The organism is Falsiroseomonas sp. HW251 (genome assembly GCF_050563545.1).
In the GTDB taxonomy this organism is placed as follows: Bacteria; Pseudomonadota; Alphaproteobacteria; order Acetobacterales; family Acetobacteraceae; genus Falsiroseomonas.
Genome location: NZ_JBNXUM010000002.1, coordinates 165,771 through 181,453, shown reverse-complemented (window position 1 = coordinate 181,453; position 15,683 = coordinate 165,771). Strand labels below are relative to the sequence as shown.

Sequence of the window (15,683 nt, the reverse complement as noted above, 5' to 3'; positions counted from 1 at the left end):
CTCAGCCCTTCGCGAAGGTCACGCTTTCCGCCTTGGCGTCGCCGACCACGCACCAGGCGGTGCAGGGACCGACGCCGGCGTTGCGGAACCAGTGCGGCCGGCCCGCGGGATTGAGGACGAGGTCGCGGGGGCCGAGCTCCATCTCGACGCGCTCGCCATGCTCCTCCCACCCCACGACCAGGCTGCCTTCGAGGACCATCAGCGCGTCCTCGACATCGCGGACATAGGCACCGACGCCGACGCCCGCGGGGATCGCGTACATCTCCTTGCGGCAGGTGTCGGATTCGACGCCGCCCGGACCGACGTAGATCCGGCGCTGGAAACCGGCGGCCTCGAGGATCGGCTTCTGCTCGACGTGGCGGATCACGTTCCGCGCCATCTGCTGCTGCAGCGGATGATCGCCGTTGATGTCGAAGGGGATCGTCTTCCCCGGTGCGGCGCCGAAGCTGCGCGCCAGCGCGGGATCGGTGCCCATCTTAGGATGATACAGGTAGCGCGGCGGCAGCGGCTTGCCGACATCCACGCTGATCGACATCAGCACGGGCTCGATGCCGTCGTTGCGGAAGCCGTGGCCGACGTCGCGCGCGTTGAGGATCATGTCCTTCGGCCCGAGCTTCACCTCGCAGACCTCGCCGTCGCGCTCCCAGCCCACGACGAGGACGCCGGCGATGATGAGGAAGCTCTCCTCGATCTCATGCGCGTGGCAGGCCGCGTAGTTGCCGACGGGCTTGTGGATCAGGCTGAGGGTGAAGTGCTGGGGCGGGAGCGTGCCGGGCTCGCCGACCTTGGGGCTGCCGCCGGCGCCGATGTAGCGCATCTGGGCGCGCGCCAGCTCGGGGTAGCCGCGGTTGGAGGGGAAGGCGTCCCAGTCGAAGGTCTTGTCGACGTGGCGGACCACGTTGCGGCGCAGGGCGGCCGCGAGCGGGCCGGCGGGCTTCGTCATCACGTTCATGGCGCAACTCCTCCTCGGTGATCCTCCGATAGCGCCGGGGCGCCCGTCGGCGTAGCCTGCGTTTCATGGGCAAAACGCCGGACCTGCACGACCGCTACCTCGTGCCCGGCCTGGCGCGCGGGCTGCAGGTGCTGGCCTGCTTCACCGCGGAGACGCCGCAGCGCAGCCAGAGTGAGATCGCGGCCGCGCTCGGCGTGACGCGGTCCGCCATCTTCCGCGTGGTCTACACCCTCGCCGAGCTCGGCTTCCTGCTGCACGATCCCGCGACCGGGCGCTATGCGCTGGGGCCGGCGCTGCTGCGGCTCGGCCACGGCGTGCTGCCGGCGCGGGACGTCGTGCCGGTGGCGATCCCCGTGCTGGAGGCGCTGCGCGACGCCAGCGCCTGGTCGGCACATCTCGGCGTGCTGGAGAAGCGAGAGGTCGTCTATCTCCTCCGCGTGCCGGCCAGCCGCGGGCGGCCATCCATCGTTCATGTGGGCTCGCGCCTGCCGGCGCATGCGACGGCGATGGGGCGCGTGCTGCTGGCCGCGCTGGACGAGGCCGCGCTGGACGCGCTCTATCGCGACGCGCCGCCGCGCGGGACGACGCTCGCGCAGCTGCTGCGCCGCGCCCGGGCTGACCGCGCGCGCGGCCATGTCGCGCATCTCGGCGAGTTCGAGGCCGGCATCGCCTCCGTCGCTGCGCCGCTGCGCGATGCCGCGGGGCGGGTGGTCGCTGCGATCAACCTCTCCGCGCCGGAAGCCGAGGCGCCGGAAGCACGCCGCCGTGCCGCGCGCGATGCGGTGCTGGAGGCCGCGGCGGCGATCTCCCGCAGCCTCGGCTGGGCGGGCTGACGCGCCGGCCCGGGGCTAGGGCCCGTTAGACAGCGCCGCGCGGGTCGGTCCGGCGGGTCTTTTCCGCCCTGGCTTCGTCAGCCGGCTTGCCGATGGAACAACCATCGGCTGCGCCGTCGGCCTTCTGCCTTCGGCGTCGCGGCAGTGCCGCGACCCTGCCCAGGCCGGAAAATCCCTCGCCGGCCCTCAGCCGCGGGCATTGTGTAACGGGCCCTAGACCGCGGGCGCGCCGATCGGCCGAGGATCATGCGCGCCGGCGCGCCTGCTCCATCGTCGCGGGGAGCTGCGCCTCCTGCGCGGCGGGCGGCGCGGGTGCGGGGTCGCTGATCAGCCGCGCGCCGCGCTGGAAGGTCAGGTAGCTCCACAGCCATTCGAAGGAGACGACGACGCGGCTGCGGAAGCCGATGAGGTACCAGACATGCGCGATGCCCCAGAACCACCAGCCGATCCAGCCGGTCAGCCGCACGCGGTCCAACGAGACCACCGCCGCGCGCCGCCCGATGGTGGCGAGGTCGCCATGGTGGCGATAGCGGAAGGCACCGGGCGCGGGCCGCCCCGACACGCGCGCGGCGATCACGCGGGCGGCGTGGCGGCCCATCTGCTTGGCCGCCGGCGCCGTCCCCGGCACCGGCCTTCCCTTCGCGTCGACGACCGACGCCGTGTCGCCGACCGCGAGGATCGCGGGCTGGCCGGGCACGGTCAGGTCCGGCGCTACGCGCAGCCGCCCTGCGCGGTCGCGCTCGGCCTCGATCCAGCCCGCGGCCGGCGAGGCGGTGACGCCCGCGGCCCAGACCACGGTGCTGGCGGCGATCCGCTCCTCCCCGCATTGCACGCCGGCCTCGTCCACGCCGGTGACGCGCGTGCCCGTCAGCACCTGGACGCCCATGCGTTCCAGCGCGCGATGCGCATAGAGCGAGAGCTCCTCGGGGAAGGCCGGCAGGATGCGCGGGCCGGCTTCCACCAGCACGACGCGCGTGGCGCGCGGGTCCATCCGGCGGAACTCGCCGGCGACGGTCTTGCGCGCGAGCTCCACCATCGCGCCGGCGAGCTCGACCCCGGTCGGCCCGCCGCCGATCACGACGAAGGTCAGCAGGCGGCGGCGGAGGTCAGGATCGGAGGCGACCTCGGCGCGCTCGAACGCCAGCAGCAGGCGTCGCCGGATGGCGCGCGCATCCTCGATCGTCTTGAGGCCCGGCGCGTCGCGAGCCCACTCGTCGCGGCCGAAATAGGAATGCGTCGCGCCCGTGGCCAGCACCAGCATGTCGTAGGGGATGTCGAGGCCTTCCGCCGTGCGCAGCAGGCGCGCCTGCGTGTCCACCCCCGTCGCAGTCGCCATCAGCACCGTGACGTCCGGCCGCCCGCGGAAGATCGCGCGCACCGGCCAGGCAATGTCGCCGGGCGACAGCGCCGCGGTCGCGACCTGGTAGAGCAAGGGCTGGAAGAGATGGTGGTTCTGCCGGTCGAGGATCGTGACCTCGAGCGGCGCGCGGGCCAGCGCGCGGGCGCATTCCAGCCCGCCGAAGCCGGCGCCGAGGATCACGACACGGGGGCGGGCGGAGCTCTCTGGCATCGCGCCGTCAGCGACGCGCGACCCCGAGGGTTCCGGGGAACGGCTTGACCGTTGCGGAAGGCATGCTATCTGGCATTTCAGAAATTCCTGAAATCACAGCCGGGACCGTCTCCTTCCCATGCACCTGCCACCGCTGATCCAGTCCTTCGTGCTGCATTTCGGCGAGATGGGCGGCCGCTGGGGCATCAACCGCACCGTCGGGCAGATCTACGCGCTGCTCTACGTCTCGCCGGCGCCGCTGAACGCCGACGAGATCGTGGACGCGCTCGGCGTGTCGCGGTCCAACGTCTCGATGGGCCTGCGCGAGCTGCAGGCCTGGAACCTGGTCAAGGTCCGCCACATCCCGGACGACCGGCGCGACCACTTCGCGACACCCGGCGACGTCTGGGAGATCCTGCGCGTACTGGCGGAGGAGCGGAAGAAGCGCGAGGTGGACCCGACGCTGTCGGTGCTGCGCGAATTGCTGATGCAGGCGCCGGCGAGCGAGGCGGAGCGCCACGCGCAGCACCGCATGGCCGAGATGCACGGCCTGATCGAGCAGCTCACCACCTGGTACGACGACGTCCGGAAGCTCCAGACCGAGCGGCTGGCGCAGCTTCTCGCGCTCGGCTCGCGCGTCGCGCGGCTGGTGGAGGCGACGGACAAGGTGGTGTCGCTCGGACGGCGGAAGGGGAAGGCCTGACCGATGGACGCGCTGACGCTCGCCCGCATCCAGTTCGCGGCCAACATCTCCTTCCATATCCTGTTCCCGACCATCACCATCGCGCTCGGCTGGGTGCTGCTGTTCTTCAAGCTGCGCTTCAGCGCGACCGGCGACGCGAAGTGGATGGACGCCTACCGCTTCTGGGTGAAGGTCTTCGCGCTGTCCTTCGCGATGGGCGTCGTGTCGGGCATCACGATGAGCTTCCAGTTCGGCACGAACTGGCCGGGCTTCATGGAGAAGGTCGGCAACATCGCGGGCCCGCTGCTGGCCTATGAGGTGCTGACGGCGTTCTTCCTGGAAGCCACCTTCCTCGGCATCATGCTGTTCGGCTGGCGGCGCGTGCCGGGCTGGCTGCACACCACCGCCACCGTCCTCGTCGCCTTCGGCACCACGATGAGCGCCTTCTGGATCCTGGTGCTGAATTCCTGGATGCACACGCCGCAGGGCTTCGAGATGCGCGACGGCGTGGCGCATGCGACGGACTGGCTGGCGATCGTCTTCACGCCGTCGCTGCCCTATCGGCTCGCGCATATGCTGTTGGCCTCCGCGCTGACCTGCGCCTTCCTGATCGCGGGCCTGTCGGCCTATCGCTGGCTGCGCGGCGACACCGCGCCGGCCGTCGCCGCGGCCCTGCGCACCGGTGTGGTGATGGCGGCCGTGCTGGCGCCGGTCCAGGCCTTCGTCGGCGACCTGCATGGCCTCAACACGCTGGCGCACCAGCCCGCCAAGGTCGCGGCGATGGAAGGCAACTGGAGGACCGGGGGCAACGTGCCGCTGCTGCTGTTCGCCATCCCCGACGAGGCGACGCGGTCGAACCGCTTCGAGATCGCGATCCCGTCCGGCGCGAGCCTGATCCTGACGCACAGCGCGGATGGCGTGGTGCCGGGGCTCGACCGGTTCGAGGGAAGGCACCCGCCCGTCGCGCCTGTCTTCTTCGCCTTCCGCATCATGGTGGGCACGGGGCTGCTGATGATCGCCTTCGGCCTTGGCGCGGCCTTGCTGCTGTGGCGGCGCGGCACGCTGCCGAAGCTGCTGCTGCGCGGCCTCGTCGCGATGACCTTCGCGGGCTGGATCGCGACGCTGGCCGGCTGGTACGTCACCGAGATCGGGCGCCAGCCCTGGCTCGTCACCGGCGTGCTGACCACGGCGGAGGCCGCGGGGCCGGTGCCGGCGGCGGCGATCGGCTCGACGCTCGCGATGTACCTGGCGCTCTACGCGCTGCTGCTGGCGGCCTATGTGATGACGCTGTTCCGCTCGGCGGCGAAGGGCCGGCTGCTGGAGCACCTGCCGGGCAACCAGCCCTTGCCCGCCGGAGCCTGAGATGACGCCCTTCCTGCCCGCCGACACGCTCGCGCTGGTCTTCGCGGGGCTGATGGCCTTCTCCATCCTGCTCTATGTCGTGCTGGACGGCTTCGACCTCGGCGTCGGGCTGCTGATGCCGGCGGTGCCGGAAGAACGCGACCGCGACCGCATGGTCGCCTCCATCGGGCCTTTCTGGGATGCCAACGAGACCTGGCTGGTGCTGGGCGTCGGGCTGCTGCTGGTCGCCTTCCCCACCGCGCATGGGATCGTGCTGACCGCGCTCTATCTCCCTGTCGCGCTGATGCTGGCCGGGCTGATCCTGCGTGGCGTCGCCTTCGAGTTCCGCGCCAAGGCCGCGACGCCCGTGCACAAGCGGCGCTGGGACCACGCCTTCGTCGGCGGATCGGCACTCGCCTCGCTAATGCAGGGCTGGATGCTCGGGCGCTACGTGCTGGGCTTCGACGAGAGCGTGGCGGCCACCGCCTTCGCCTTCCTCTCGGCCTTCGGGGTCGCGGCGGCCTATGCCTTCATCGGATCCTGCTGGCTGATCTGGCGCGCCGAGGGCGAATTGCAGCGCCAGGCCGTGGGATGGGCGCGACGCACGCTGTGGGTGGTGGCGGTCGGGATCGCGGGCGTTTCCGTGGCGACGCCGCTGGCCTCGGCGCGGATCATGGGGCGCTGGTTCGAGATGCCGAACCTGCTGGCCCTCGCCCCGCGGCCGCTCGCGACCTTCGCGATCATCGCGGGTCTCTTCGCGCTGCTGCGTCACATGCCGCTGCCGCACGACGCGCTGCGGCGCCTGCCCTTCTGGGCCGCGGTCGCGCTGTTCTGCCTGTCCTTCGCCGGCCTCGCCTGGTCCTTCTTCCCCTATATCGTCCCGGAGAAGCTGACCCTGTTCCAGGCCGCGAGCGCGCCGGAATCGCTGAGCATCATCCTCGCCGGCGCGGTTTTCGTGCTGCCGGTGATCCTGGCCTACACCGTGCTCGCCTGGCGCATCTTCGGCGGCAAGGCGATGGAGCTGCGCTACGACTGAGCCGGCCTGCCGGCACGCCTTCGCCCCCTGTGCCGCAGGCACGCCTACGGCGTGACGATCCCGGATCAAGACGGCGTGGGCCGGCCCGCGGAGTGTTGGCAGAGCAGCACGGCGTAGCGCATTGCTTCCCGCAGCGCGGCGCGATCGCCGCAATGGCGGGAAGGGACATCGCGATGGGCGTTGCGTCACATGGAACCGGGATCACGCGGGCTTGCGCGGTCCCGCCGGCGCGGCGCTGACGATGCGGATCCTGCTATCAGGCATTGCCTGCGCGCCGGATGCGGGCTCGGAGCCCGGCATCACCTGGAACTGGGCGGAGAACCTGGCCGCCGACCATGACGTCTGGGTGATCACCCACGAATACTTCCGCCCCGCGATCGAGCGGTACCTTGCGGAGCATCCGCTGCCACGGCTGCGCTTCACCTATACCGGGCGGCTGGGCTGGTGGGACATGCTGCGCCTGCCGTCGCAGCGCGGCATCCGGCTGCACTACGTCGCCTGGCAGCGCCACGTCCTGCGGATCGCGCGGGAGCTGGACGCCGAGCATGATTTCGACCTGATCCATCACGTGAGCTGGAGCACGATCGGCGCGCCGCCGCGGCTCGGCGAGCTCGGCAAGCCCTTCATCTGGGGGCCGCTCGGCGGCGGGCAGACCACGCCCTGGCCGCTGCTGCGGGAGTTCGGCTGGCAGGCGCCGCTCGAGGTCGTGCGGAGCCTGCGCATCGCGCTGCTGCCCTACCTGCCCTCCGTGCGGCGCGCCGCGCGCCAGGCCAGGCTCGTCATGGCGGTCAACAACGAGACGGCGGCGGTGCTGCGGCGCGCCGGCGTGCAGCGCCCGCGCTTGTTCGTGGATGTCGGCGTGCCGCCCCGCGTGCTGGACGCGCCGCTGGCTGAACGCCCGACGCAGGGACCGTTCACCGTGTTCTTCGCCGGGCAGATCGAGCTGCGCAAGGGCATCGGCCTGCTGCTGGAAGTGGCGCGGAAGCTCCGCGGCCAGGACATCCGCTTCGTCGTGGTGGGCGACGGGCCGAACGCCGCGGCGGTGCGGCGCCGCGCGGAGGAGCTCGGCCTTCCCATCCGCTTCCTCGGCAAGCGGCCCTGGCGGGAAGTGCAGGATCTCTATCGCAGCGCGCATGTCTTCCTCTTCACCAGCATCCGCGACAGCTTCGGCACGACGACGTTGGAGGCGCTGGCCGGCGGTGCGCCGGTGATCTGCATCGACCACCAGGGCGCCGGCGCGCATCTGCCGAACGACGCAACCGTGAAGGTGCCCGTCGGCCCGCGGGAGCAGGTGGCGGAGAGCATGGCGCGTGCCGTGCTGGACCTCGCCGCCGACCGGCCGCGCCTGGCCGCGATGTCGCGCGCCGGGCGGCTCTGGGTCCTCGAGACCGAGGCATGGGACCGCCGCACCGAGCGGATGGAGCGCATCTACGAACAGGTGCTGGCGCCGGTCGCCGGGCCACCCGCGCCGCGGCGCGTCGAAAGCCGCGGCTCAGCGCCGCAATACGGGGATCGCGCGGGCGAGGCGGCCGGCGGCTGACAGGCCGCCGACGGTCGCCGAGCCGAAGGCGCCGAAGGCGGCAGCGGCCGGCAGCCCGACCGTCACCGCGGTGGCGAAGCCGACGAGCTGCGCCGTCCGCTGCTCCCGCGCGCGCCCGAGGCCGAGGAGCAGGGCGCTAGCGCTCTCCGCCGCGGCGGTCAGCAGATAGGTGATGCCGAGCAGGCGCAGCGCGCCGGCGTAGCTGCCGTAATCCCCGCTGGTGCCGTAGAACAGCGTGATGATGGGCAGCGGAAAGAGCAGCACCGCGATCCCGACGCAGCCCATCGCCCCAGCGAGCGGCGCGGCGGCGATGATGCCCTCCAGCACCGCCCGGCGGCGGCCGGATGCCTGTTCCGCGCGACGGACCACGGGCACGACGAGCGTCTGGATGCTGAACAGCAGCGGGTGCGAGATCCCGACGATCGAGATCATCGCGGTGTGCACCGCAACCATCGCCTTGCCCTGGGTGGCCAGCAGCGTCCAGAGCACGAGCTGCGGCAGCAGCACATCGACGATCGCGCCGACCGCGGTCAGCCTGCCCGTCGCCACGCATTCCGCGAGCCGCGCGCGCGAGAAGCGGAGGTGACGCGGGCGCAGTCCGCACTGCCAGGCCTGCAGCAGCGTCGCGAGCGTCGCGGTCAGCGCGAGCACGGCAAAGGTCGTCGGCAGACCGAAGGCGCCGGCCTGCAGGCTCAGCGCGACGCCGAGCGGCAGCCCGAGATGGCACAGCGCGTCCCCGACGGCCGATCGCAGGAACAGCAGCTGCGCATGCAGCGCCTTTCGGGTCACGGACTGCAGCAGCCAGGCAAACCCGGCCAGCGCCGCGACCGCTGCGAGCGCTGGCTCGGCCACCACCAGGCCGATCGCGAACACGGCAACGGCGATCGGCAGCGCGAAGACGAGCCCGGTTGCCATGAAGGAGCCGACCACCGCCGGCGCATCGGCGGGGTCCTCCGCCAGGCGCAGCGTCATGGGATAGGTCACGAAGGTGCCGAACAGGTTGTTCGCGAAGAACAGCGCGCCGAGCAGGATCGCGATCTCGCCGAATTCATAGGGCGTGACGGTGCGGATCAGGATCAGGTTGGTGATGAAGAGCCCGAGGCTGACCGTGCCCTGCGACGCGAGCGCGCCGAAGATGCGCAGCCCCCGCCCGAGCAGCGCGGCGCGCCAGGGCGGCGTGCCGCGCGCCTTCCCGCTGCTCTTCGCATCGTGCAACCGCATCCCGCCCCGTCCCAGCTTCGGTTCCCACCATAGCGGAGCGGCGCGGCGCGCATCGCGCGGCGGGCATCACGAGTCGTCCAGCATCGGCAGGAGACCATCGCGTGTCGCGCGAAGCGGCGGCAAGGTCGCGCCGATCGTGGAACGGGGGCGCGGATGCAAGCGCTGAAATCTCGCGCGGCCCTCCTGGCCGTGCTGCTGCTCGGGACGCCGGGGGCGCTGCCGGCGTTCGGGCAGACGGTGCTGCATGTCGCCCCGCCCGACGGCGCGGCCGCAGCCGGCGACGGCAGCGCGGCCAGGCCGTTCCGCTCGCTTGGCGCCGCCATCCGCGCCTGGAGCGTCGCGCCGCTGGCGGTGCCGGTCACGATCGTCATGGCGCCCGGCACCTACCGGGAGGCCGTGGAGATCCACGGCGGGCCCGCGCCGCGGCTGCGGATCCGCGCGGCGGTGCCCGGCGCCGCGGTGCTGTCGGGATCGGATGTCGTCACCGTCTCGCAGCGCGCCGGCGCCACGCGGATCACGATCGAGCAGGCGCCCGTGATGCCGCTCTCGCCGATCCCGGACGGCTGGCCCGCCGCGGAGATCGGCATGCCCGCGCGCTGGCGCGAGATGGTGTTCCACGAGGGATCGCCGCTGCTGCAGGTCGAGCGTCCCGTCGCCCTGCAGCCCGGCGGCTTCCTCGCCGACCGTGTGCGCGGCCGCTTCGAGGTCGCGCTGCCGCCGGGCGCGAACGCCCGCCGCGTCGTGCTGGAGGTCGCGCGCCGGCCACGCCTGCTCACCATCGCCGGCGCGCAGGACATCGAGATCACCGGCCTGGTCTTCCAGCACGCCAACAGCCGGATGGCAGACGCGGCGGTGGTGGTGGACGGCGCGCGCCGCGTGCGCATCACGGATTCCGTGTTCCGCGCGAACAACGCGGCGGGCCTGTCGGTGAAGCGGTCGCGCGACATCACGCTGGAGCGCAACGTCCTGAACGGCAACGGCGAGATGGGTCTCGGCATGTGGCGCGTGCGGAATGCGCTGGTGAGCGGGAACGAGACCTCCGCGAACAACTGGCGCGGCGAGAGCGGCGGCTATACCGGCTGGTCCTCGGCGGGGATGAAGACGGTGGAGTTGTACGACGCCGTCGTCGAGCGGCACCGCGCGCGGGACAACCGCACCTATGGCGTCTGGTTCGACTTCAACATCAGCCGCGTCACGCTGCGCGATTCCGAGATCTGCGACAACCTCCGCTTCGGCGTCGTCGTCGAGGCCGCGCAGGGGCCGGTGGAGGTCTCGGGATCGCGCATCTGCGGCAATGCGGAGGGCGGCGTTCTGGGCGCGGAGGCGCGCGGCCTGCGGCTTGTCGGAAACGTGATCGCCTGCAATGGGCGGCGACAGATCTACGTCTCCGGCCAGCTGGACCGCCCAGTGGCGGACAGCTTCACGGGCGCGCGGCTGGTGCTGAACAACGCGGGCTGGGAGGTCGAGGGCAACCTGCTGGCCGGGCGCGGCCGCGAGCGCCTGGTCGAGACGACGCTGCCACTGGCCCGCTGGCGCGGCTTCCTGGCGGAGACGCGGCTGTCGGGAAACACCTGGCTGCACCCGTCCGGCGCAGCTGCCTTCGCGCAGCCCGCGCGCGCGGCGGATTGGGGCGTGCAGGGCGCCGCCGATGCCGCCGTCGAGCCCTGCGCCGAGACGGCGCCGGCGAACGACGCGTCGTAGCGCCGGCGCGCGTCACGGCGCGGCGCGCAGGCTTTCCAGCGGCGCGGCGGCAGAAGCGTCGCCGCGCACCAGTCCCGTGCGGTACCACTGCGCGGCCAGCACGCGATCCGCCTCCTCCGCGCGCCGGCCGAGCCGCGCTAGCAGCGCGGGATCGTGGCTGCGGCCGAGCGCGGTTGCGGCCTCGGCGCTGCCGGCCTCCGCCGCGCGACCGAGCAGCACGCGCGCCGCATCGATGTCGCCGAGCGCGAGCAACGCCTGGCCGCGCCGCAGCAGGCCCGCCGGCGTCTCCGCATCCTCGACACGCCGCTGCGACGCCGCGGGCGGAGGCGGTGGCGGTGGCGGTCGCTCCGGAATTGCCTCGGGCAGCGGCGGGGCGGGCGGTGCCATCGCCTCGATGTGCGATGGGGGCGGCGCGGGGGCCGGCGGGGCAGGGACGTCCGTCGGGGCGCGCAGCAACAGCAGCGCGCCGCCGGCCACCAGCGCGACGCCCGCCGCGACGAGCGCCCATTCCGCGATTCCCCGCCGCGGGGGCACCGCGATGGGGGCCGGCGTCGCGCGCGGCGTCGCGCCGAGCAGCAGCGCGACCTCCTCCACCCAGCTCGCCGGCGCCTCGAAGGGCTGTTCCCAGCCGAAGGCGTAGTCCAGGATGTCGGGCAGCCGCGGCAGGTGCTCGCGCGTCAGCACGCGGTGCACGATCGGCGGCGAGAGGCCGGCCTCCCGCAGCGCCATGCGCAGCGCGCCGGCCGCGTCCCGCGTGATCCGCGGCGCGAGGTCGAGCAGCGCGACGCCGAGCGCGGGATGCAGCAGCGCGAGCGCGACGAAGGGACGGCGCCTGCCCGAGGCGTCCGGCAGCGTGGCGGGGCGCACCACGCGCCAGGCCGGGCCGAGCCCGCGCAGCGCCCCGTCCAGCGCCCCCTCGGGCACGGCGGTCGTGAGAGGGACCTCAGCGGGCGCGGTCGTCATTGGCGGGCCGGTGGCGGGACAGGATCGCGCGATGCAGCACGAAGGCCGCGAGCATCGCATGCCCGAAGGCATGCAGGCCCGGATCGGCGCCGGGCTGCGGACGCAGCGCGCCGCGCCCGATGAGCCGCTTCCAGGTCGCGGCGTCGGCGCGCATCCCGCCGACCAGCACGCCATTCCCCTCGCGGATCGCGTGGATGTTGCCGAAGCCGTCGCGCGGAGAGGAGGCCGCGGCGCGCAGCACCGCGAGCGCGGCCGTGTCGCGCTCGCCTTCCGTCGCGGCGCCATACAGAAGCTGCACGCGCGGATCGGCCTCCACCGCCGCCGCGTCCACCGCCGCGACGAGGTCGCCGCCGCGGATCTCGGTGCGGCCGGCGTCCAGCGCCGCCTGCCCCGCACGCAGCGAGAGCAGCTGCGCCATGTACGGCACGCCGCGCGCGAGCCGCGCGATGGTCGCGCGCACTGCGGCCGGTACTTCGAGCCCCGCCTGCTCGCCGCGCGCGGCGATCTGCGCGGCTTCCTCGTCGGCCAGCAGCGGCAGCGCGATGCGCGCCAGGCAGCGCTGGATGGAGGGATGCCGGCCGATCAGCTTCTCCGCGTCGTCCGACACGCCGACGAGCACCAGCGAGAGCGGCAACCTGCCGTCGCTGCACTGCTTGATCAGGTCCGCCATCGCGGTGCGGGTCGCGTCTTCCTGCACGCGGTCGAACTCGTCCACGACGAAGACCAGGCGCAGGCGCCGGAAGCCCGCCAGGCGCGCGACGACCTCGGCCGGCGTGAGCCGAAAATCCGGCAGCGAGACGGGCTCGCGCCGCGGCGGCGCGCCGGGCTGCGCGGGCGCGACGAAGGCGCGCGGCAGGTCCTGGAACAGGGCGCGCAGGATGGAATCGAAGTCGCTCTCCGCGCTGCAGACATGGCGGAGCACCTGGTACCCCTCGGTCTGCGCGCGCGCGACGGCGAGGTTGGCGAGCGAGGTCTTGCCGAGCCCGCGCTCGCCATGGATCAGCACATGCACGCGATCCTCGATCAGCGCGCGGGCGATGCGGTCGCGTTCGGCGCGGCGTCCGATGAAGGCGCTGTCGTCCTCCCGCAGCTGCACCCCGGCACCCGAAAGCGGGCGCGAGGGCGTGAAGACCAGCGCGAGCCTGTCGCGCGCCGCGCGCATGGTGCGCGCGCGCTGCTGCGCCGTGTCGGCCGGGCGCTCCGCCGCGCGCCGTTCGGGCATGCGGGACGAGGAAGGCTGGAACCAGTGGCGTAGCGCGCGCAAGGCGTGGCGGGTCCTTGTCCGAAGCGGGAGCGGCGGAAATGGTGCCGCGGGTCGTCACAGTAAATGGCGTCGCGCGGATCGCCAGAAGCGAGTTGTTGCGACACGGTTTCGTGTTCTGCGACAGACGATCCGCGCCGGTTTTCGATCGGCGGTGGAACATCGCGCGGCACGCACGACCTTTCGGGTTCGAATTCAACCACGGACTGTTCTGGCGCCGCTCACATGACGGACAGAACGCTGATTCTGACACGACCGTTTAGTGCGGTGCGCACGAGGCGCGGATAAGCCTGCAACCAGACGAAAATACAGGGACAAGCCGGGCGCCCGCCTTCCCCCGACGGCCGGGCGCCTGGCGAGAGAGCATGCAGCATCAATTCACCCCAGCCGCGCCGGGCGACGGCGTCCCGCGATCCTGGCGTGCGCCGGAACGCGCATCCGGCGACGCCTCCGCGATCGGGCGGCTCTTCGGCCTGCTCGTCGCGCGGAAATGGACGATCCTTGTCGCCGTGCTGCTCGGCGTCGGCGCCGCGGCGGTCGCGCTGCACTTCATCCCGCCACGCTACTTCAGCCAGGCGACGGTCGTCGTCGGCGCCCGCGTGCCGCAGGTCGTGCAGCTCGCGCCGGTGATGTCCTCGCTCGAGATCAGCCCCTTCTCCGCGCAGTCGCAGGTCGAGACGGAAATGCAGATCGTCCGCTCGCGCGGGATCGCCGAGCGGCTGATGGAGCGGCTGCACCTGGAGCAGGATCCCGAGTTCAACCCGATCCTCGCGGAGCGGCAGGGCAGCCAGCTGCCGCCCTGGCTGCGCCAGGCGATCGCCGAGCTGCGCCGTGCTGTCGGCCGCGGCAACGAGGCGCCGCCGGCGACGGTCGAGGACGAGATCTCCCAGGTGCTCGACCAGATCGGCCGCCGCGTCTCCGTCGAGCAGGTCGGGCGGTCCACCGCGCTCGCGATCTCCGCCTCCTCGTCCGATGCCGAGAAGGCGGCGCTGATCGCCAACACGGTGGCCGAGCTCTACGTCTCCTCCTCGCAGCAGGACAAGATCGCCGCGACCAACCGCGCGCTGTCCGCGCTGCGCGACCGCATGGAGGAGCTGCAGCGCAACCTGGTGGCGTCTGAACGCGCGGTGGAGCGCTACCGCATCGATGCGGGGCTGGTGGACCGCGACGATTCCGGCAGCTCCGCCCAGCAGATCACCGAGATTCGCCAGCAGCTGACGCTGGCCCAGGCGCAGACCGCGACGGCGGCCGCGCGCCAGGCGCAGCTGCGCGACCGGCGCAACGCGATGGCGGGATCGGCCGACGTGCTGAACTCCGCCACCATCGCGCGCCTGCGCGAGCAGGAGGTGATCATCGACCGGGAGCTGCGCGACGTCGCGACCCGCTTCGGCGACCGCCATCCCGAGACGATCGGCCGCCGCGGCGCGCTGGATGCGGTGCGCGCGCGCATCCGCGACGAGATCGAGCGCATCGCCGCCTCCATCGAGACCGAGCTGCAGGTCGCGCGCGACCGCGAGGCCGCGCTGCGGCGCGAGCTGGCGGACGCCGAGCGGCAGGCCGGCGCGCGCAACGAGGCCGCGGTGCGCCTGCGAGAGCTGCGCCGCGAGGCCGATGCGAATCGCCGCCTGTATGAGACTTTCCTGCAGCGCTACCAGGAAGTGGCACAGCAGGTCGGGCTGCAGCAGTCTGATGCGCAGCTCGTCTCCCGCGCGCGGGCGTCCAACACGCCGAGCTGGCCGCCGGCGCTGCTGTTTCTGGGGCTCGCAGGCATCGCCTCGCTCGCGATGTCGAGCCTGTGGGTCGTGCTGCGGGAGCTCCGCCGCGGCAGCCTGCACGATCCCGACGGCGTGGAGGAGCTGCTGCAGATGCCGACCATGGCGCTGATCCCGCGCGTCGGCGCACTGCAGCGGGTGCGCGGCATGTCGGGCACGCGGCTTTTCGACGAGACGGCCTTCGGCGAGGCGATCCAGCTGATCCGCGTGCAGATCGGGCGGCTCGCGCCAGGACGCGGCGGGCGCATCGTGCTCTTCACCTCGGCGATCAGCGGCGAGGGCAAGACCTCGGTCGCGACGGCCTGCGCGCGGATGGCGGCGCGGGCGGGCGAGAGCGTGATCGTAATCGACTGCGACATGCGGCGATCGCGCATCGAGCGGATCTTCGGCAAGGCACGCCACGGGCTGGCGGAGCTGCTGTCCGGCCGCTGCGCGCTGGAGGACGCGGTGCAGACCGACGCGCAGACCGGGCTCAGCTACATCGCGTCCCATCCGCGCCGCGGCGGCATGCCGATGGACATGCTGGGCAGCGAGGAGATGGAGGCGCTGCTGCGCCGCCTGGTGGAGCAGTACGACCTGGTGGTGCTCGACACGCCGCCGGTTCTGGCTGTCGCCGATGCGCTGGCGGTCGCGCCCTTCGCCGACGCCACGCTGATGGTGGTGGACGCCGAGCGTACGCCGCGCCAGACCGTGCGCTCGGCGCTGAACCTTTTGATGCAGGCGGGCATCGACGTCGGCGGTATCATCCTGTCGAAGGTCAAGGCGCGCCACGCCCACAACTACGGCTATGAGCCGCGCTCGGGCGGACTCGCCCTGCCGCGGATCGGCTGAG

12 protein-coding genes are annotated in these 15,683 nt (G+C 72.7%); 7 read left to right on the top strand and 5 right to left on the bottom strand.

The genetic code is table 11. The features are described from left to right. Position 1: 1 nt before the first annotated feature. Positions 2-952, bottom strand: a complete 951-nt coding sequence (locus ACLF3M_RS02755) for a cupin domain-containing protein (protein WP_430655309.1) — start codon at positions 950-952, stop codon at positions 2-4. A gap of 65 nt (positions 953-1,017) precedes the next feature. Between ACLF3M_RS02755 and ACLF3M_RS02750 the strand changes: the two genes are divergently transcribed. Continuing rightward, positions 1,018-1,785: an IclR family transcriptional regulator gene (locus ACLF3M_RS02750; RefSeq protein ID WP_430655308.1), complete on the top strand. Its 768-nt coding sequence runs from the start codon at positions 1,018-1,020 to the stop codon at positions 1,783-1,785. Positions 1,786-2,029: 244 nt separating this feature from the next. On the opposite strand, the gene ACLF3M_RS02745 is transcribed toward ACLF3M_RS02750, so the two are convergent. Next, the gene (locus tag ACLF3M_RS02745) at positions 2,030-3,355 is read right to left on the bottom strand and encodes an NAD(P)/FAD-dependent oxidoreductase (protein WP_430655307.1); all 1,326 of its coding nucleotides are present in this window, start codon (positions 3,353-3,355) and stop codon (positions 2,030-2,032) included. 118 nt (positions 3,356-3,473) lie between these two features. Between ACLF3M_RS02745 and ACLF3M_RS02740 the strand changes: the two genes are divergently transcribed. From ACLF3M_RS02740 to ACLF3M_RS02725, 4 genes are all read left to right on the top strand, one after another. After that, positions 3,474-4,037 (top strand): GbsR/MarR family transcriptional regulator, encoded by a 564-nt coding sequence (locus ACLF3M_RS02740; protein ID WP_430655306.1) that lies wholly within the window; start codon positions 3,474-3,476, stop codon positions 4,035-4,037. A 3-nt stretch (positions 4,038-4,040) separates the two neighbouring features. Further along, positions 4,041-5,378: a cytochrome ubiquinol oxidase subunit I gene (locus tag ACLF3M_RS02735; RefSeq protein WP_430655305.1), complete on the top strand. Its 1,338-nt coding sequence runs from the start codon at positions 4,041-4,043 to the stop codon at positions 5,376-5,378. 1 nt (position 5,379) lies between these two features. Further along, the gene (locus tag ACLF3M_RS02730; RefSeq protein WP_430655304.1) at positions 5,380-6,393 is read left to right on the top strand and encodes a cytochrome d ubiquinol oxidase subunit II; all 1,014 of its coding nucleotides are present in this window, start codon (positions 5,380-5,382) and stop codon (positions 6,391-6,393) included. A 211-nt stretch (positions 6,394-6,604) separates the two neighbouring features. Next, complete coding sequence (locus tag ACLF3M_RS02725) at positions 6,605-7,933, top strand: glycosyltransferase family 4 protein (protein WP_430655303.1); 1,329 nt, start codon at positions 6,605-6,607, stop codon at positions 7,931-7,933. On the opposite strand, the gene ACLF3M_RS02720 is transcribed toward ACLF3M_RS02725, so the two are convergent. Then, positions 7,886-9,154 (bottom strand): hypothetical protein, encoded by a 1,269-nt coding sequence (locus tag ACLF3M_RS02720; protein ID WP_430655302.1) that lies wholly within the window; start codon positions 9,152-9,154, stop codon positions 7,886-7,888. The two genes, ACLF3M_RS02725 and ACLF3M_RS02720, sit on opposite strands and share 48 nt — an antisense overlap. A gap of 153 nt (positions 9,155-9,307) precedes the next feature. On the opposite strand from ACLF3M_RS02720, the gene ACLF3M_RS02715 reads away from it, so the two are divergent. Next, entirely contained in the window at positions 9,308-10,855 is a 1,548-nt protein-coding gene (locus ACLF3M_RS02715) for a right-handed parallel beta-helix repeat-containing protein (RefSeq protein WP_430655301.1), read from the top strand. A 12-nt stretch (positions 10,856-10,867) separates the two neighbouring features. On the opposite strand, the gene ACLF3M_RS02710 is transcribed toward ACLF3M_RS02715, so the two are convergent. Both ACLF3M_RS02710 and ACLF3M_RS02705 read right to left on the bottom strand, forming a co-directional pair. Continuing rightward, entirely contained in the window at positions 10,868-11,818 is a 951-nt protein-coding gene (locus tag ACLF3M_RS02710; protein ID WP_430655300.1) for a hypothetical protein, read from the bottom strand. Then, positions 11,799-13,040, bottom strand: coding sequence for an ATP-binding protein (locus ACLF3M_RS02705; protein WP_430655299.1), 1,242 nt, complete (start codon positions 13,038-13,040; stop codon positions 11,799-11,801). The genes ACLF3M_RS02710 and ACLF3M_RS02705 overlap by 20 nt, the downstream gene beginning before the upstream one ends. A gap of 404 nt (positions 13,041-13,444) precedes the next feature. Between ACLF3M_RS02705 and ACLF3M_RS02700 the strand changes: the two genes are divergently transcribed. Further along, a complete protein-coding gene (locus ACLF3M_RS02700) occupies positions 13,445-15,682 on the top strand; it encodes a GumC family protein (protein WP_430655298.1) in 2,238 nt (745 codons plus the stop codon). The last annotated feature ends 1 nt before the right edge of the window (position 15,683 follow it).